13 protein-coding genes are annotated in these 18,043 nt (G+C 71.5%); 8 read left to right on the plus strand and 5 right to left on the minus strand.

The annotated features are described in order from the left end of the window. Positions 1-231: 231 nt before the first annotated feature. On the plus strand, positions 232-2,520 hold the full coding sequence (locus AB0472_RS29880) for an ATP-dependent RecD-like DNA helicase (protein WP_366360855.1): 2,289 nt from the start codon (positions 232-234) through the stop codon (positions 2,518-2,520). A gap of 178 nt (positions 2,521-2,698) precedes the next feature. Beyond that, positions 2,699-3,988 carry a citrate synthase gene (locus AB0472_RS29885; RefSeq protein ID WP_366360857.1) on the plus strand — a complete coding sequence of 430 codons (1,290 nt, stop codon included), beginning with the start codon at positions 2,699-2,701 and terminating at the stop codon, positions 3,986-3,988. A gap of 556 nt (positions 3,989-4,544) precedes the next feature. Here the strand turns inward: AB0472_RS29885 and AB0472_RS29890 are convergent. The 4 genes from AB0472_RS29890 to AB0472_RS29905 all read right to left on the minus strand — a co-directional run bounded on the left by AB0472_RS29890 (position 4,545) and on the right by AB0472_RS29905 (position 9,100). After that, entirely contained in the window at positions 4,545-6,818 is a 2,274-nt protein-coding gene (locus tag AB0472_RS29890) for a heavy metal translocating P-type ATPase (RefSeq protein ID WP_366360859.1), read from the minus strand. A 154-nt stretch (positions 6,819-6,972) separates the two neighbouring features. Further along, the gene (locus AB0472_RS29895; RefSeq protein ID WP_366360861.1) at positions 6,973-7,212 is read right to left on the minus strand and encodes a heavy-metal-associated domain-containing protein; all 240 of its coding nucleotides are present in this window, start codon (positions 7,210-7,212) and stop codon (positions 6,973-6,975) included. Positions 7,213-7,285: 73 nt separating this feature from the next. Next, positions 7,286-8,236: a PrsW family intramembrane metalloprotease gene (locus AB0472_RS29900; RefSeq protein WP_366360862.1), complete on the minus strand. Its 951-nt coding sequence runs from the start codon at positions 8,234-8,236 to the stop codon at positions 7,286-7,288. Positions 8,237-8,413: 177 nt separating this feature from the next. Continuing rightward, complete coding sequence (locus AB0472_RS29905) at positions 8,414-9,100, minus strand: TetR/AcrR family transcriptional regulator (RefSeq protein WP_366360864.1); 687 nt, start codon at positions 9,098-9,100, stop codon at positions 8,414-8,416. A gap of 198 nt (positions 9,101-9,298) precedes the next feature. Between AB0472_RS29905 and AB0472_RS29910 the strand changes: the two genes are divergently transcribed. Next, positions 9,299-11,662 carry an MMPL family transporter gene (locus AB0472_RS29910; protein WP_366360866.1) on the plus strand — a complete coding sequence of 788 codons (2,364 nt, stop codon included), beginning with the start codon at positions 9,299-9,301 and terminating at the stop codon, positions 11,660-11,662. Positions 11,663-11,729: 67 nt separating this feature from the next. Next, positions 11,730-12,776, plus strand: a complete 1,047-nt coding sequence (locus AB0472_RS29915; RefSeq protein ID WP_366360868.1) for a zinc-dependent alcohol dehydrogenase family protein — start codon at positions 11,730-11,732, stop codon at positions 12,774-12,776. Positions 12,777-12,793: 17 nt separating this feature from the next. On the opposite strand, the gene AB0472_RS29920 is transcribed toward AB0472_RS29915, so the two are convergent. Next, positions 12,794-12,994, minus strand: coding sequence for a MerR family transcriptional regulator (locus tag AB0472_RS29920; RefSeq protein WP_037649824.1), 201 nt, complete (start codon positions 12,992-12,994; stop codon positions 12,794-12,796). A 447-nt stretch (positions 12,995-13,441) separates the two neighbouring features. Here AB0472_RS29920 and iolC point away from each other — a divergent pair, with 447 nt between their 5' ends. From iolC to iolD, 4 genes are read left to right on the plus strand one after another with little or no spacing between them, the layout of a single operon-like run. Next, the gene (iolC, locus tag AB0472_RS29925) at positions 13,442-14,392 is read left to right on the plus strand and encodes a 5-dehydro-2-deoxygluconokinase (RefSeq protein ID WP_366360870.1); all 951 of its coding nucleotides are present in this window, start codon (positions 13,442-13,444) and stop codon (positions 14,390-14,392) included. Positions 14,393-14,451: 59 nt separating this feature from the next. Next, positions 14,452-15,342, plus strand: coding sequence for a deoxyribose-phosphate aldolase (locus tag AB0472_RS29930; RefSeq protein WP_366360989.1), 891 nt, complete (start codon positions 14,452-14,454; stop codon positions 15,340-15,342). 10 nt (positions 15,343-15,352) lie between these two features. Then, complete coding sequence (iolB, locus tag AB0472_RS29935) at positions 15,353-16,168, plus strand: 5-deoxy-glucuronate isomerase (RefSeq protein ID WP_366360872.1); 816 nt, start codon at positions 15,353-15,355, stop codon at positions 16,166-16,168. Next, entirely contained in the window at positions 16,165-18,036 is a 1,872-nt protein-coding gene (gene iolD / locus AB0472_RS29940; RefSeq protein ID WP_366360874.1) for a 3D-(3,5/4)-trihydroxycyclohexane-1,2-dione acylhydrolase (decyclizing), read from the plus strand. Before iolB ends, iolD begins: the two co-directional genes overlap by 4 nt. Positions 18,037-18,043: the final 7 nt, after the last annotated feature.

Consider the following 18,043-nt stretch of genomic DNA (forward strand, 5'->3'; position numbering starts at 1 on the left):
GCACCGCGACGGAGGCCGGCTCGGAGTGATCATAGGGCCCGGTCGCGTCCGAAAGTCAGGTCGTCGGCGGGCCGGGACGGAGCAGGCCGGTCGGGGTCGGGGGCCGAACCATGCCAAGGCACGCCTCCCGGCATCATGACGCGTGGCGCCGCCGCGGAGGTTGCACCCGCGCGACGCCCTGAAATCCACACCCCGTCCCCGACTGTCAGTCCCCGCCAGTACCGTCGGATCATGGCTGACCAGGCGGGAACCCCCACAGGCGAACGACGGCTCGCCACCGTCGAAGGCGTGCTCGAACGCATCACGTACGCGAACGAGGAGAACGGTTACACGGTCGCCCGCGTCGACACCGGCAGAGGTGCCGGTGATCTCCTCACGGTCGTCGGCGCGCTGCTCGGTGCCCAGGTGGGGGAGTCGTTGCGGCTGGAGGGGCGGTGGGGGTCGCATCCGCAGTACGGGAAGCAGTTCACCGTCGAGAACTACACGACCGTGCTGCCGGCCACCGTGCAGGGGATACGGCGTTATCTGGGATCCGGGCTGGTCAAGGGCATCGGGCCGGTGTTCGCCGACCGGATCACCCAGCACTTCGGGGTGGACACCCTGCGGATCATCGAGGAGGAGCCGAAGCGGCTCGTCGAGGTGCCGGGGCTCGGCCCGAAGCGGACGAAGAAGATCGCCGACGCCTGGGAGGAACAGAAGGCGATCAAGGAGGTCATGCTCTTCCTCCAGACCGTCGAGGTGTCGACGTCGATCGCCGTGCGGATCTACAAGAAGTACGGGGACGCGTCGATCTCCGTCGTGAAGAACCAGCCGTACCGGCTCGCGGCGGACGTCTGGGGCATCGGGTTCCTCACCGCCGACAAGATCGCCCAGTCGGTGGGGATCCCGCACGACAGTCCGGAGCGGGTGAAGGCCGGGCTGCAGTACGCCCTGTCCCAGTCCGCCGACCAGGGGCACTGCTACCTCCCCGAGGAGCGGCTCATCGCGGACGCCGTGAAACTCCTCCAGGTCGACACCGGCCTGGTCATCGACTGCCTCGCCGAGCTGGCGGGGCCGCCCGAGGACGGGGAGGACCCGGGCGTCGTACGGGAGAAGCTCCCCGGCCCGGCCCCGGACGCCGAACCCGTCACCGCCGTCTACCTCGTCCCCTTCCACCGGGCCGAAGTCGCCCTCGCCTCCCAGCTGCTGCGCCTGCTGCGCACCGACGAGGACCGGATGCCGTCGTTCCGCGACGTCGCCTGGGACAAGGCGCTCGCCTGGCTGACGAACCGCACCGGCGTCGACCTCGCCCCCGAGCAGGAGGCGGCCGTCAGGCTGGCGCTGACCGAGAAGGTGGCGGTGCTGACCGGCGGGCCCGGCTGCGGCAAGTCGTTCACCGTCAGGTCGATCGTGGAGCTGGCGCGGGCGAAGAAGGCGAAGGTGGTGCTCGCCGCTCCCACCGGACGGGCGGCCAAGCGGCTCGCCGAGCTGACCGGGGCCGAGGCGTCCACCGTGCACCGGCTCCTCGAACTGAAGCCCGGCGGGGACGCGGCCTACGACCGGGACCGGCCGCTCGATGCCGACCTGGTGGTGGTGGACGAGGCGTCGATGCTCGATCTGCTCCTCGCCAACAAGCTGGTCAAGGCCGTGCCGCCCGGTGCGCACCTCCTCTTCGTGGGGGACGTGGACCAACTGCCCAGCGTCGGGGCGGGGGAGGTGCTGCGGGACCTGCTCGCCGACGGCGGCCCGATCCCCGCCGTCCGGCTCACCCGGGTCTTCCGGCAGGCCCAGCAGTCCGGCGTGGTGACCAACGCGCACCGGATCAACGCGGGTCAGCATCCGGTCACCGACGGCATGAAGGACTTCTTCCTCTTCGTGGAGGACGAGACGGAGGAGGCGGGCAAGCTCGCCGTGGACGTCGCCGCCCGCCGCATTCCGGCCAGGTTCGGGCTCGATCCGAGGCGGGACGTGCAGGTGCTCGCGCCCATGCACCGCGGCCCGGCCGGCGCCGGCGTGCTCAACGGCCTGCTGCAGCAGGTCATCACCCCGGCCCGGCCCGAGCTGCCCGAGAAGCGGTTCGGCGGGCGGGTGTTCCGGGTCGGCGACAAGGTCACCCAGATCCGCAACAACTACGAGAAGGGCGAGAACGGCGTCTTCAACGGCACCGTGGGCGTGATCGCCTCGCTCGACCCGGTCGACCAGCGCCTCACCGTGCTGACCGACGAGGACGAGGAGGTGCCGTACGAGTTCGACGAACTGGACGAACTGGCCCACGCCTACGCCGTGACCATTCACCGTTCACAGGGGAGTGAATATCCGGCGGTGGTGATCCCGGTCACCACCGGAGCCTGGATGATGCTGCAGCGGAACCTGCTCTACACGGCGGTCACCCGGGCCAGGAAGCTGGTCGTCCTCGTCGGTTCGCGCAAGGCGATCGGCCAGGCGGTGCGCACGGTGTCCGCAGGTCGGCGCTGTACGGCGCTGGACTTCCGGCTCGGCCGGAGCGATCTCCGGAAAAATGATCGATCAAATGAGTCGTGAAGGTCACAGAGCCCTTCCACAGAGAGAGACAAGGGGGCAGGATGAGCAGGTTGGCGGCACTGAGTGCCGCCGATAGGCCCAACGGTCGACCCCGAGTGCACTCTCCTGAGCCAAATGGGGGATGGTAGAGACAGTCAGGGCACCTCGAAGATGAGGCACTACGTCGGTGAGGGAAGACGTGAGCGACAACTCTGTAGTACTGCGGTACGGCGACGGCGAGTACACCTACCCGGTGGTCGACAGCACCGTCGGCGACAAGGGCTTCGACATCGGGAAGCTCCGCGCCCAGACCGGTCTCGTGACCCTGGACAGCGGCTACGGCAACACCGCTGCCTATAAATCCGCCATCACCTACCTCGACGGCGAGGCGGGCATCCTCCGCTACCGCGGCTACCCGATCGAGCAGCTGGCGGAGCGCTCCACCTTCCTGGAGGTGGCCTACCTGCTGATCAACGGTGAGCTGCCGACCGTGGACGAGCTCACCACGTTCAAGAACGAGATCACGCGGCACACGCTGCTGCACGAGGACGTCAAGAACTTCTACCGGGGCTTCCCGCGTGACGCCCACCCGATGGCCATGCTGTCCTCGGTGGTCTCCGCGCTGTCCACGTTCTACCAGGACAGCCACAACCCGTTCGACGCGCAGCAGCGCGACCTCTCCACCATCCGGCTGCTCGCCAAGCTTCCGACGATCGCCGCGTACGCGTACAAGAAGTCGGTCGGCCACCCGTTCGTCTACCCGCGCAACGACCTCTCCTACGTGGAGAACTTCCTGCGCATGACGTTCTCGGTCCCGGCGCAGGACTACGAGCTGGACCCGGTCGTGGTCTCGGCGCTGGACAAGCTGCTGATCCTGCACGCGGACCACGAGCAGAACTGCTCGACCTCCACGGTCCGGCTGGTCGGCTCGTCGCAGGCGAACATGTTCGCGTCGATCTCCGCGGGCATCTCCGCCCTCTGGGGCCCGCTGCACGGCGGCGCCAACCAGTCGGTCCTGGAGATGCTGGAGGGCATCCAGGTCAACGGCGGCGACGTCGACTCCTTCATCCGCAAGGTGAAGAACAAGGAGGACGGCGTCCGCCTGATGGGCTTCGGCCACCGGGTGTACAAGTCCTTCGACCCGCGCGCGAAGATCATCAAGGCCGCGGCGCACGACGTCCTCTCGGCTCTCGGCAAGTCCGACGAGCTGCTGGACATCGCGCTCAAGCTGGAGGAGCACGCGCTCTCCGACGACTACTTCGTCTCGCGCAACCTCTACCCGAACGTCGACTTCTACACCGGCCTGATCTACCGCGCCATGGGCTTCCCGACCGAGATGTTCACGGTCCTGTTCGCCCTCGGCCGGCTGCCCGGCTGGATCGCGCAGTGGCAGGAAATGATCAAGGAGCCCGGCTCCCGCATCGGCCGCCCGCGCCAGATCTACACGGGCGTCGTCGAGCGCGACTTCGTGCCGGTCGAGGAGCGCTGAACGCGCTAGCGGCCATACGGGCCTAGCAGAAGGCGCCCTGGAGCGCCGGTCCCCCCACGGGCCGGCGACCAGGGCGCCTTCCCGTGTCCCGGTGCGGATTCCCCCCACGGGATCCGGCCGGGCGCTCGGTACGGCAGCGCCTGAATCGCTGCTTCGAGCACGACGGGCAGCACCCGCCGTACTCCATCCAGTGATGCGGTGCGATCTGCCGGGACCCGTACGGCACGGGAGGGCCGCTCAAAGCTTCCCGTCGTACGTGCCCCGGCAACGCATCTCTGAGGAAGTCCCCCAAGACATCCCCAGATGCCAGGTCAGCGCCCCCCAAGACGCATCTCTGACATCGCCAACTTAGACCTTCGAACCCCTTCGATGGTTACGTTCACATCACTGTGATCTGCGTCTCTTGCATCTGTCCGATAGATGCGCAAGAGCCCCGATATGGTGATCGGAGCTCAAGCGTAAGGATGATGCGCGAGCCTTGTGAAGAGCTTATGTGAGGTGCGCGTTGGACTCCAGGGGGACTCATACATCCACTGGGCCGAACCGTCGGTAACTTTCAGCGGAAGGTGCGCAGCCGCAGACTGTTGGTCACCACGAAGACCGACGAGAAGGCCATCGCGGCCCCCGCGATCATCGGGTTGAGGAGGCCGGCGGCGGCCAGCGGGAGCGCGGCCACGTTGTAGCCGAAGGCCCACACGAGGTTGCCCTTGACGGTGGCGAGGGTCCGCCGGGACAGCCGGATCGCGTCCGCCGCAACCCGCAGGTCCCCGCGCACCAGGGTCAGGTCGCCGGCCTCGATCGCCGCGTCCGTCCCGGTGCCCATGGCCAGCCCGAGATCGGCGGTGGCCAGTGCCGCCGCGTCGTTGACGCCGTCGCCGACCATGGCGACCGTCCGCCCCTCGCGCTGCAGCCGCCGTACGGCGTCCACCTTGTCCTCGGGCAGCACCTCGGCGACGACCTCGGTGATCCCGACCGCCTTCGCGACCGATTCGGCCACCGCCCGGTTGTCCCCGGTCAGCAGGACCGGCGTCAGCCCGAGCGCGCGCAGTTCGCGGACCGCCTCGGCGCTGGTCTCCCTGACCGCGTCGGCGACGGCGACGACACCCCGCGCCTCCCCGTCCCAGCCGACCAGGACGGCGGTGCGGCCCTCCTGCTCGGCCCGGGAGCGGGCCAGGGCCAGCTCCTTTGGCACCACGTCGAAGAGGCGCCCCACGGCCACCTCGCGGCCCTCCACGCGCCCTCGGACGCCCCGTCCCGGGACGTTCGCGAAGTCCTCGACCGGGGGCAGCGCCCCGACCCGCTCGGCAGCGCCCGCGGCGATCGCCCTGGCCACCGGATGCTCGGAGGCGTGTTCGAGAGCGCCCGCGAGCCGCAGCACCTCGTCCTCGTCGGTGCCCTGGACGGCGTACACCTCCTGCAGGCTCATCCGGCCGGTGGTCACCGTCCCGGTCTTGTCGAGCACGACGGTGTCGACCCGGCGCGTGGACTCCAGGACCTCCGGGCCCTTGATGAGGATGCCGAGCTGCGCGCCCCGACCGGTGCCGACCATCAGCGCGGTCGGCGTGGCCAGCCCCAGGGCGCACGGGCAGGCGATGATCAGGACGGCGACGGCGGCCGTGAACGCGGCGGCCAGGTCCCCGGTGACGCCCAGCCAGACCCCGAAGGTGCCGAGCGCGATCAGGATGACGACCGGTACGAAGACGGCGGAGATCCGGTCGGCGAGCCGCTGCACCTCGGCCTTGCCGTTCTGGGCCTCCTCCACCAGCCGCGCCATCCGCGCGAGCTGCGTGTCGGCGCCGACCCGGGTCGCCGCGACGAGCAGCCGCCCGCCCGCGTTCACGGTCGCGCCCGTGACGGCGTCGCCGACGGTCACGTCCACCGGCACGGACTCGCCGGTCAGCATCGACGCGTCCACCGCGGACGCCCCCTCGACCACGGTGCCGTCGGTGGCGACCTTCTCCCCGGGCCGGACGACGAACCGGTCGCCGACCGCGAGCGACGCCACCGGGACCCGCACCTCGCGCCCGTCCCGCAGCACCGCGACGTCCCTGGCGCCCAGCTCCATGAGCGCCCGCAGGGCCGCCCCCGCACGCCGCTTGGAGCGTGCCTCCAGGTAGCGGCCGAGCAGGATCAGCGCGACGACCCCGGAGGCCACCTCCAGGTAGATCGTGGACGCGCCGTCCATCCGGGAGACGGTGAACCGGAACTCGTCGTGCATGCCCGGCATGCCCGCGTCGCCGACGAACAGCGCCCACAGCGACCAGCCGAACGCGGCCAGCGTGCCGACCGAGACCAGGGTGTCCATGGTGGCGGCGCCGTGCCGGGCGTTGGTCCAGGCGGCCCGGTGGAACTGCGCGCCGCCCCAGATCACGACCGGGGCCGCGAGCGTCAGCGACAGCCACTGCCAGTTGTCGAACTGCAGCGCGGGGATCATCGCGAGCAGCACGACCGGGGCCGCGAGCAGGGCGGAGACCAGCAGGCGGTGGCGCAGGGCGGCGAGTTCGGGATCCCGCTCCGCCCCGGCCTCCTGCTCCGGTTCCGGCGTCGGCGGCGCCGGCTCCTCGGCGGTGTAACCCGTCTTCACGACCGTCGCGATCAGGTCGGCGACCTGAACCCCCTGGGGGTATGTGACCTTCGCCTTCTCGGTCGCGTAGTTCACGGTGGCGGTGACGCCGTCCATGCGGTTGAGCTTCTTCTCGACCCGGGCGGCGCAGGAGGCGCAGGTCATGCCGCCGATGAGCAGCTCGACCTCGGACTCGCCGCCGGCCGGGCGCGGCAGGGTTATCGGTGTCTGTGCGGTGGCGGTGCTGGTGGTGGTGCTGGTCGTCATGTCCGGACTCCAGACAAAGGACCGGACCGCGCGGAGCCAGTATCAGCTGGTCGGCACGGCCCGGCGGGGAGATACGTTTCCGTCGTACGTGCTGTTTGTGCTGCCTGTGGTGCTTGTGCTGCTCGTGGTGCCTGCCGGTGCGGGTGCCGGGCCCTCAGACGCGTCCGGCGAGCTCGAAGCCCGCCTCGTCGACGGCGGCGCGGACCGCCTCCTCGTCGAGCGGGGCGGCGGAGACGACCGTGACCTCGCCGCTGGCCGCGACGGCCGTCACCGAGCTGACGCCGGGCAGTGCGGAGATCTCCGCGGAGACTGAACCCTCACAGTGTCCGCAGCTCATGCCGGTCACCTTGTAGACGGCGGTCACGGAGCCGGGGGTGTCGGTCTGGGCGGTCATGTCGTTCTCCTCGTCGAGGCGTGTGGGGCCGATGGGGCCCACGAGGGAACCCCACTGTCGTCACACTATACCCCTAGGGGGTATTTCTCCAAGAGGGGTCCCGGCGCGCCAGCGAGAGCACCCAGGCGACGCCGAGCAGTGACACGAGTACCAGCAGACCGACCGAGAACACCGTGAAAAGGTGCTCCTGTGCCGCGCTGGGCCGTGGCATGTACCCCTCGGCGAACAGCCGCCGGTCCGGTCCGGTACCCGCCAGACGAGCCACCAGCCAGATCGCGACGCCGTGCGTGGAGTCCCACAGGGCGTGCAGCAGGGCTACCCCGAGACAGGTCGCGACGACCGGGGCGGTGACACGGAATCGGCCGTTCGGGCGCCGGAAGGAGAGCAGGACGCCGCCGGCGATCGCCGTCCACAGGCCGTGCCCGAAGGGGGCCACCACCCCGCGCAGGATCTCCGTCTCGATCAGCGCGCGCAGGTCGACGCCCTCGGTGGAGACGGCCGCGTCGAACGCGTACCCGGCGCTCTCCAGGGCCGCGAAGCCGAAGCCGACCGCGGCGCCGAGCACCAGCCCGGCCCGCATGCCCCGGATCCCGGGCAGCCGGCGCAGCACGAACACCAGCGCGCCGAGCTTCACCGCCTCCTCGATCAGGCCGACGCAGACGAACATCCCCCAGGAGGGGCGGACCAGGTAGGACTCCATCACCGAGGCGCCCAGCACCCCGAGCGTGCCGCCGGTCAGGAAGGAGCCGAGGACGGCGCTGACGCCGAGGTCGCGGCCGTGCCGCTCGTAGGCCCACAGCACGAAGACGACCGGGACGAGAAAGCTGCCGAGGAGGATCAGCGTCGGCAGCAGGGTGGTGTTCTTCGTCGTGTACGTGACCACCGCGGTCAGCGCCCACAGGGCGAGCCCGCCGCCGAGGCAGCGCCTCCACAGGCCGGCGCGGATGCGGGGGTACGGCGGTGGCGGCTGCTGCGGACCGGGGATCCGGGCCTGCGGACGGCCGGGCGGCGGAGAGTGGGTCACGGCGGGTCCCCCTTGTGCTCCTGCGGGTGCGGGTGGCGCTCGTCGGCTCGGGATCGGCGCGAGACCGGTGCGATTTACCCGCACTTTAGGCATATGTGCCGTGGGGCGCAGTCCGGGGGGTTCGAGGGGGTGGTCGGCGTGCCGCCGGGGCGGGGTGGCGGCCGGTCAGCCGGCCGGTCAGTCTGCGGGGCGGCCGAGGCGGTCGCCGACCAGGGGTTCCAGGTAGCGGGTGAGCACATCCTTGATCTCCTGGATGTACGCCTGGCGCTCGGCGCCCTCGTGGCCGAGCACCAGCTCCAGGCCCGCCTTGTAGATGCCGAGGCTGACGTGCGCCGTGCGCGTGATGTGGGCCTTGTCGGCGTCCGGCGGGAGGAGCGAGGCGAGCAGGCCCTCGATGCGGCCGAGCAGGTTGGTGTGCAGGGCGTCGTGGGCCTCGGTGATCCCGCCGGGCACGTCGGGGCCGTGCATCAGCGCGAAGAACACGGGGTGCTCGGTGTTGAAGGCGGTGAGGCGGTCCACGGTGGCGCCGACCGCGTCCGTCAGCGAGGTGCCGGGGGCGATCGGTGCGAGCGCCTCGCCGTAGGTGTCCCGCAGGTCGTGCATGAGCCGGTCGCCCAGCTCGACCGCGATCGCCTCCTTGTTCGGGAAGAACTGGTACAGCGTGCCGGGGGAGACGCCGGCCTCGCGGGCGATGGCGTTGGTGCTGGCGGCCGTGTAGCCCGAGGTGCAGAAGACCGAGGCGGCGGCTTCGAGCAGCTGCTGGATGCGCCGCTCGCCGCGGGCCTGCCGCCGGCGCGGCTGCTCCTTGGCCGTGGCCGTGGCCGCGCCGTCGGGGCCGTGGGGGCCGTCGGGCTGCTCTGGCATGTCGGGCTTGTCGGGCACGCGTTATCCCCAGCTCTTCGAACGCGATTGACAAACGCGAGCGGTCGCTCGCATTCTGGTGGAACGCGAGCGTCGACTCGTGTTTGCCAGTCTAAAAGGCAATGGCCGACCCATGCTGCCCTGTGCACGAAGCGGATGCGTACCGGCAGGCAGTGGTCAGGGTGAAGGGGGCACCGCAGGATGACCGATGTCGACAAGCCCTCGGCGGCCGGGAGCGGGGCCCGCCCGGGGGGCTGGACCAGGTTCGTGACCGCCCGTCCGCGGCTCTCGCTGCTGCTCGCCCTGGTGATCACCGCGCTCGCCGTGCTGGCCGGCAGCGGGGTCGCCGACCGGCTGGGCAGCGGCGGCTGGGAGGACCCGGCCGCCGAGTCGACGTACGCGACGAAGGCGCTGGAGCGCGAGTTCCCGGACTCCCAGCCCAACCTGCTCCTGCTGGTGGACGCGCGGGGCGGCTCGGTGGACGGCCCCGCGGTGGCGGCCGAGGCGAAGGCCCTCGCCACCCGGCTCTCCGGCGAGAGGGGCGTCATAGGCGTCGGCTCGTACTGGCAGACCAAGTCGCCGTCCCTGCGCGCCGAGGACGGCCACGAGGCCCTGATCGCGGCCCGCATCACCGGTGACGAGAAGGCGGCCGCAGACACCCTGGACCGCATCGCCCCGCACTACCGGGGCGCGCACGGACCGGTCACGGTCAGGGTCGGCGGCATGGTGGCGGTCCGCAGCGACATGCAGACGATCATCAAGGAGGACCTGGCCCGCGCGGAGCTGATCGCCCTGCCCATCACCCTGGTCCTGCTGGTGATGGTGTTCGGCAGCGCGATCGCGGCCCTGCTCCCGCTGGGCATCGGCATCGTCGCCATCCTCGGCACGAACGCGGTCCTGCGCGGCATCACGTCCTTCACGGACGTCTCGGTCTTCGCGATGAACCTGACCACGGCCCTCGGTCTCGGCCTGGCCATCGACTACGCGCTCTTCATCGTCCGCCGCTTCCGCGAGGAACTGGCCACGGGGGCCGACCCGCTGACGGCGGTCGGCACCACCCTGCGCACCGCCGGCCGTACCGTACTCTTCTCGGCCCTGACGGTGGCCGTCTCCCTGGCGGCGATGCTCGTCTTCCCCCAGTACTTCCTCCGCTCCTTCGCCTACGCCGGCATAGCGGTGGTCCTGCTGGCCGCGGCCGCCGCCCTGATCCTGCTCCCGGCGGCGCTGGTCCTGCTGGGCGACCGGGTCAACGCGCTTGACCTGCGCCGGCTGTTGCGCCGAGGCCGCGAAGCCCGGCCCTCCGGCGCCGAGGGCACGGCCTGGGCCCGTGCCGCGACCCTGGTGATGCGCAGGGCCCCGCTCTTCGCCGTCGCCACCACGGCCTTCCTGATCGTCCTCGGACTGCCGTTCCTGGGCGTGAAGTTCGGAACCGCCGACGACCGCCAGCTCCCGGCCGGCGCCGAGTCCCACGCCGTCCAGCAGCACATCCGGGACGGTTTCCCCGGCAACCCCGGCGGCGACCTCGAAGTCCTGGCCGAGGGCGGGGCGACCCGGGCGCAGTACACGGCCTACAAGGAACGGGTGGCGGCCCTGCCGGAGGTGGCCGCAGTGGCCGGGCCCCTGGTCAAGGGCGACGCGGCGTACTTCACGGTGCAGCCGAAGGGCGAGTCGGTGGACGACGGGGCCCAGCGCCTGGTGGGCGAACTGCGTGCGCTGAACACCCCGTTCGACACGAAGGTGACCGGCACGGCGGCGGTCCTGGTCGACTCCAAGCACGCCATCGGGGAGCGCCTGCCCTGGGCGGCGGCGATCATAGCGATCGTCACCCTGCTGCTGGTCTTCCTCCTCACCGGCAGCGTCCTCATCCCCGTACAGGCGGTCCTGCTCAACGCGCTCAGCCTGACGGCGATGTTCGGCGCGGTGGTCTGGGTCTTCCAGGACGGCCACCTCTCGCACCTGCTGGGCTTCACCAGCCCGGGCTCGATCGAGACCACGCTCCCGGTCCTGATGTTCTGCGTGGCCTTCGGCCTCTCGATGGACTACGGGGTGTTCCTGCTCTCCCGCATCAAGGAGGAGTACGACAACGGGGGCACCTCCCAGGCCCTTGAGGCAGTGGGGGAGGGCGACCACGAGCGGGCGGTCCGGCTCGGCCTGCAGCGCACCGGGGGCCTGATCACCGCGGCGGCGATCATCCTCGCGGTGGTGATGGTGGCGATCGGCACCTCCCGGGTCACCAACACCAAGATGCTCGGCCTCGGCATCGCCCTGGCCGTCCTGATGGACGCCATGGTCGTCCGCAGCCTCCTGGTCCCGGCCATCATGCGCCTCACGGGCAGGGCCACTTGGTGGGCACCGGCCCCCCTGCGCCGCTTCCACGACCGGTTCGGCTTGAGCGAGGGTGAACAGCAGGCGCCCCCGTCGGACGTGTCCCCCTCGGACGGGCCCTCCTCGGACGGGCCCTCCTCGGACGGGCCCTCCTCGGACGGGCCCCCCTCGGACGGGCCCCAAGGGGGCGCGGGGGACTGCGTGACCGGCCACGACGGCGCCGCGGTCGGCAGTCGGTGATCGGCACATCACGGCACTCCCGGCGGAGCGCTTAGCCTGCGCGCAGCCCCCGAAAGGAGCCCGCGCGATGCGAGCCGTCGTCTTCGACCACTACGCCACCCCCGCCGAGGTACGGGACGTCCCCGACCCCCGCCCGGCCCCCCACGGCGTGGTCGTCCGCGTGGAGGCCACCGGCCTGTGCCGGAGCGACTGGCACGGCTGGCGGGGGCGCGACCCGGACATCACCCTCCCGCACGTCCCCGGTCACGAACTGGCCGGGGTCGTCGAGGAGACCGGCGCCGGGGTGACCGCCTGGCGGCCCGGCGACCGGGTCACCGTCCCCTTCGTCTGCGCCTGCGGCAGCTGCCCGTCCTGCGCGGCCGGCGACCAGCAGGTCTGCGAGCGCCAGACCCAGCCCGGCTTCACGCACTGGGGCTCCTTCGCCCAGTACGTGGCGCTGGACCACGCGGACGTGAACCTGGTGGCGATCCCGGACGACATGTCGTACGCCACCGCCGCCTCCCTGGGCTGCCGCTTCGCCACCGCCTTCCGCGCGGTGGTCCAGCAGGGCCGGGTCGCGCCGGGCGAGTGGGTGGCGGTGTACGGCTGCGGGGGCGTGGGCCTGTCCGCGGTGATGATCGCGGCGGCGTCGGGGGCGCGGGTGGCGGCGGTCGACGTGTCGCCGCAAGCCCTGGATCTGGCAAGGAAGTTCGGCGCGGCCCACGGCGTGAACGCGTCGGAGACCGCGGACCCCGCCGCGGCGGTGCGCGACCTGACCTCCGGCGGCGCCCACCTCTCCCTGGACGCCCTCGGCTCACCCGCCACCTCGGCCGCCTCGGTCAACTCGCTGCGCCGGCGCGGCCGTCACGTCCAGGTGGGCCTGCTGCCGTCCCCGGACGGCAACACCCCCGTGCCGCTGGCCCGCGCGATCACCCTGGAGCTGGAGCTCCTCGGCAGCCACGGCATGGCGGCCCACGCGTACCCGGCCATGCTGGAACTGGTCCGCTCCGGCGCCCTCCGCCCCGACCTCCTCGTCACCTCGACGATCACCCTGGACGCGGCCCCGGCGGCCCTGGCGGCGATGGACGGGGCGTCGCCCGGGGCCGGGGTGACGGTCATCGAGCCCTGGGCCTGACCCGGCCGCGTCCCGCCTCACAGGTCTCTGCGCCCCCGGTTGCCCGGCCGGGAGGCGACCCAGGCGCGGACCGTGTCGGCGTACCAGTAGGGCTTGCCGCCCTCGACGTGGTCGGGCGGCGGGAGCAGCCCGTGCTTGCGGTAGGAGCGGACGGTGTCCGGCTGCACCCGGATGTGCGCCGCGATCTCCTTGTAGGACCAGAGCCGTCGGTCGGTCATGAGATGCACCTCCCTGCGCGCACCGCGGGGGCGACCGGAGGCGGTCGACGGGGGAGCCGGGCGCAGCGCTGGCGATCACAAAGCCTGTGCCCGGTGAACGACGCAGAGTGACTGTGCGCAAGCGCCTGTCGACCTGGTGTGACCGAGAGCCCGCGTACGCGCGACATGTGTGACACAAGGGGGGACTTTGTGACACGACCGGGGCACAGAAACGCGACGGCTCACCGGCGAGGCGCGTTGACAGCGATGTGAAGGTGAGCGATCCGTGCGGGCGCCGGGAATCGTGCGGCCGGCCACCTCTCCGCCCGCACCCGCGCACGCACCGTTTCCTCCGCTCCCGTGGGCGCCGTCGCCCCCATACTGTCGTCAGAATGTCCGGACAAACCATTGACACGACCTCCCCTCCCGGACTACAAACCACGGGAGAGCAATGACGAAGGGAAGCCGATGGCGTACGACCTGATCACCATGGGGCGGATCGGGGTGGACCTCTATCCGCTCCAGACCGGAGTCCCGCTCGCCCAGGTGTCGTCCTTCGGCAAGTTCCTCGGCGGGTCGGCGACGAACGTCGCCGTGGCGGCCGCCCGGCTCGGCCGCAGCACCGCCGTCATCACCCGCACCGGCGACGACGCCTTCGGCGCCTACCTGCACGAGGCGCTCCGGGGCTTCGGCGTGGACGACCGCTGGGTCACCCCGGTCCCCGGCCTGAACACCCCGGTCACGTTCTGCGAGATCTTCCCGCCGGACGACTTCCCGCTGTACTTCTACCGGCAGCCCAAGGCCCCGGACCTGGAGATCGACGCCCACGAGCTGGACCTGGACGCCGTCCGGTCCGCCCGCATCTTCTGGATCACCGGCACCGGCCTGAGCGAGGAACCCAGCCGTACGGCGACCCTCGCGGCCCTCGCCCACCGGGCCAAGGCCGGCACGACCGTCTTCGACCTCGACTGGCGCCCGATGTTCTGGCAGGACCCGGACGCCGCCCGGCCGTTCTACGCCGAGGCGCTCAAGCACGCCACCGTCGCGGTCGGCAACCTCGACGAGGTGGAGGTCGCGACCGGCGTGCGCGAGCCGCAGGCCGCCGCCCAGGCACTCCTCGACGCGGGTGTCGAGATCGCCGTCGTCAAGCAGGGCCCCAAGGGCGTCCTCGCCGTCAGCCGCGACGGCGACTCCGCCGAGGTCCCGCCGTTGCCCGTGAACGTCCTGAACGGCCTCGGCGCCGGCGACGCCTTCGGCGGCTCCCTCTGCCACGGCCTCCTCGAAGGCTGGGACCTGGAGAAGACCATGCGGCACGCCAACGCGGCCGGTGCCATCGTCGCCTCCCGCCTGGAGTGCTCCTCCGCGATGCCGACCGGTGACGAGATCGACGCCGCGCTCGCCGCCGGAGCGGTGCTGTGAGGGGCGGCCGCGTCGCGGGCGCGCACCCCGTCGACGGCGCCGGCGCCCCCGCCCGGCAGGTGAAGGTCGACGTCTCCGCCCTCGTCCACACCCGCACCCACCACCCCGAGGCGATCGCCGAGGCGGCCACCCGCCGCGTCCGCCGTCCGCTCCTCAACGAGGACGGCAAGCTGATGATCGTCGCCGCCGACCACCCGGCCCGCGGCGCCCTCGGCGTGGGCGGCGACAAGCTCGCCATGGCCAACCGGGCCGAACTGCTGGAACGGCTCTGCCTGGCGCTGTCCCGTCCCGGCGTCGACGGTGTCCTCGCCACCGCCGACATCCTGGACGACCTGCTCCTGCTCGGTGCCCTCGACGGCAAGGTCGTCATGGGCTCGATGAACCGCGGCGGACTGCAGGGCGCATCCTTCGAGCTCGACGACCGCTTCACCGGCCACCGCGCCGAGGACATACAGCGCCTCGGATTCGACGCCGGCAAGCTGCTGCTGCGCATCGACTACGACGACCCGGGCTCCCTCACCACCCTGGAGTCCACGGCGCGCGCCATCGACGACATGGCCGCGCGCCGGCTGCCGGTCTTCGTCGAGCCGTTCATCAGCAGGCGCACCACCGAGGGCAAGGTCAGGAACGACCTGTCGCCCGAGGCGGTCACCAAGTCCATCGCCATCGCCTCGGGCCTCGGCGGGAGTTCGGCCTACACCTGGCTGAAGGTCCCGGTCACCGACAACCCCGACGACATGGCCGAGGTCATGGAGACGTCCACGCTCCCCGCCGTTCTCCTCGGCGGCGAGGTCGGCGGCTCCGTCGAGGAACAGGCCGGCGCCTACGAGAAGTGGCGCAGCGCCCTGCGACTCCCCACCGTGCGCGGCCTGGTGGTCGGCCGCTCGCTGCTGTACCCGGCGGACGGCGACGTGGCCGCCGCCGTGGACACCGCCGTCGGACTCCTGTGAGGGCGAGAAGATGACGACCAACGAGCTGCATCTCACCAAGGGTTCGACCGCGAACGCCCCGTACGCGCTCGACATCGACCCCAAGCGGGCCGGTTGGGCGCACAGCAGCCTCCGGATCGTCGAACTGCCCCCAGGTGGAACGCACTTGTTCACCACCGGGGACAGCGAGTGGATCGTGCTTCCGCTGCAGGGCGGTTGTACGGTGCAAACAGAGGGAAACGAGTTCCAGATCCTGGGCCGGGAGAGCGTGTTCAGCGGAGTCTCCGACTTCGCGTACGTGCCCCGGGACGCCCAGGTCCAGATCGCCTCCGGCGCGGGAGGCCGCTTCGCCCTGGCAGGAGCGAAGTGCGAGCGACGACTCCCCGCCCGCTACGGCCCCGCGCCGGAGGTCCCCGTCGAGAACCGCGGCAGCGGCACCGCCGCCCGGCAGGTGCGCAACTTCGCCTCCGCGGACGCGTTCGACTGCGACAAGCTGATCGCCGTCGAGGTCGTCACCCCCGGCGGCAACTGGTCCTCGTACCCGTCCCACAAGCACGACGAGTACCGGCCCGGCGAGGAGTCGGAGCTGGAGGAGATCTACTACTTCGAGATCGACGGACCGAACGGATTCGGGTACCAGCGCGTATTCCCCTCCCGTGAGGGCGGTACGGACGTCCTCGCCGAGGTCCGCTCCGGCGACGCCGTGCTCGTTCCCGACGGATGGCACGGCCCGTCGATCGCGCAGCCCGGCCACGACATGTACTACCTGAACGTCATGGCGGGGCCCGGTGCGACGCGGGAGTGGCGGATCTGCTTCCACCCGGACCATACGGAGGGTTACCGATGACGCTTCGGTTGACCGTCGCGCAAGCGCTTGTCCGCTTCCTCGCCGTCCAGTTCACCGAGCGGGACGGCGAACGCCGCCGCCTGATCGGCGCCACCTGGGGCATCTTCGGCCACGGCAACGTGGCCGGCCTCGGCCAGGCACTGCTGGAGCACAGGGACGAGATGCCGTACCACCAGGGCCGCAACGAACAGGCCATGGTGCACGCGGCGGTCGGCTACGCGCGTCAATCGAACCGCCTCGCCACGCACGCCGTGACGACGTCCGTCGGGCCGGGCGCCACCAACCTGGTCACCGGCGCCGCCCTCGCCACCATCAACCACCTCCCGGTGCTCCTCCTGCCCGGCGACGTCTTCGCCACCCGCCCCGCCGACCCGGTCCTCCAGCAGCTCGAAGTCCCGCACGCGGCCGACGTGTCCGTCAACGACACCCTCCGGCCCGTCTCGAGGTTCTTCGACCGGATCAACCGCCCCGAACAGCTGATCCCCTCCGCCCTCGCCGCGATGCGGGTCCTCACCGACCCCGTCGAGACCGGCGCCGTCACCCTCGCCCTCCCGCAGGACGTGCAGGCCGAGGCGTACGACTGGCCGGAGGAGTTCTTCGCCGAGCGGGTGTGGGCCGTACGACGGCCGGGCGCCGACCCCGCCGAGCTCGCCGCGGCCGTCACGGCGATCAGGAACGCGCGCAGGCCCCTGGTCGTCGCGGGCGGCGGGGTGCACCACAGCCGTGCCGAGGCCGTGCTCGCCGGGTTCGCCGAGGCCACCCGCATCCCGGTCGCCTCCACCCAGGCCGGCAAGGGCTCGCTGCGCTGGGACCACCCGCAGGACGTCGGCGGCATCGGCCACACCGGCACCGCCACCGCCGACGAACTCGCCCGCACCGCCGACCTGGTGATCGGCGTCGGCACCCGCTACACCGACTTCACCACGGCCTCCGGCACCCTCTTCGAGAACCCGGACGTCCGCTTCCTCAACCTCAACATCGCCGCGTACGACGGCCACAAGCTGGCCGGCCTGCCGCTGGTGGCCGACGCCCGCAGCGCCCTCACGGAGCTGCGCGGGGCCCTGGACGGTCACCGCACCGCCGACTCGTACGTGAGCGAGTACACCGAGGACAAGGAGCGCTGGGAGCAGCGCGTCGACGCCTGCTACGAGGCCGACGAGCCCGACATCAGGCCGACCCAGCCGCAGGTCCTCGGCGCCCTGGACGCGCTGGTCGACGAGACGGACGTGCTGGTCAACGCGGCCGGCTCGCTCCCCGGCGACCTGCACCGGATGTGGCGGTCGCGGTCGCGGGACCAGTACCACCTGGAGTACGGCTACTCGTGCATGGGCTACGAGATACCGGCCGCCATCGGGGTGAAACTCGCGGCGCCGGAGCGGAACGTCTGGGCGCTGGTCGGCGACGGCACGTATCTGATGATGCCGACCGAGATCGTCACCGCCGTCCAGGAGGGCATCGCCGTCAAGGTGCTGCTGGTGCAGAACCACGGCTACGCCTCCATCGGCGGCCTCTCCGAGTCGGTGGGCGGCGAGCGGTTCGGTACCGCGTACCGCTTCACCTCGGACGACGGCACCTTCACGGGTGCCCCGCTCCCCGTCGACCTGGCCGCCAACGCGGCCAGCCTCGGCATGCGCGTCCTGCGCGCGAAGACTGTCCGGGACCTGCGCGCGGCACTCGCCGAGGCGCGGGCCGCCGACACTCCCACATGTGTCTACGTGGAGACCGAAACGGCCGACACTGTGTCGGGCCCGCCTCCCGCGCAGGCCTGGTGGGATGTACCTGTGGCCGAGACCGCGACCCGATCCTCCGCGGTCAAGGCACGTGAGCTCTACGAACGGCACGTCTCCACCCGACGCCGCCATCTGTGAAGGAGTA

This window comes from Streptomyces sp. NPDC086777, assembly GCF_040702065.1.
Taxonomy (GTDB): Bacteria; Actinomycetota; Actinomycetes; order Streptomycetales; family Streptomycetaceae; genus Streptomyces.

Excerpts from the sequence above, each read along its gene's own strand:
- AB0472_RS29895 (WP_366360861.1), bottom strand. The coding sequence starts at position 7,212 with ATGACCGCCCAGACCGACACCCCCGGCTCCGTGACCGCCGTCTACAAG.
- AB0472_RS29915 (WP_366360868.1), top strand. The coding sequence starts at position 11,730 with ATGCGAGCCGTCGTCTTCGACCACTACGCCACCCCCGCCGAGGTACGG.
- iolB (WP_366360872.1), top strand. The coding sequence starts at position 15,353 with ATGACGACCAACGAGCTGCATCTCACCAAGGGTTCGACCGCGAACGCC.
- AB0472_RS29905 (WP_366360864.1), bottom strand. The coding sequence starts at position 9,100 with ATGCCAGAGCAGCCCGACGGCCCCCACGGCCCCGACGGCGCGGCCACG.
- AB0472_RS29920 (WP_037649824.1), bottom strand. The coding sequence starts at position 12,994 with ATGACCGACCGACGGCTCTGGTCCTACAAGGAGATCGCGGCGCACATC.
- AB0472_RS29910 (WP_366360866.1), top strand. The coding sequence starts at position 9,299 with ATGACCGATGTCGACAAGCCCTCGGCGGCCGGGAGCGGGGCCCGCCCG.
- AB0472_RS29880 (WP_366360855.1), top strand. The coding sequence starts at position 232 with ATGGCTGACCAGGCGGGAACCCCCACAGGCGAACGACGGCTCGCCACC.
- iolD (WP_366360874.1), top strand. The coding sequence starts at position 16,165 with ATGACGCTTCGGTTGACCGTCGCGCAAGCGCTTGTCCGCTTCCTCGCC.
- AB0472_RS29890 (WP_366360859.1), bottom strand. The coding sequence starts at position 6,818 with ATGACGACCAGCACCACCACCAGCACCGCCACCGCACAGACACCGATA.
- iolC (WP_366360870.1), top strand. The coding sequence starts at position 13,442 with ATGGCGTACGACCTGATCACCATGGGGCGGATCGGGGTGGACCTCTAT.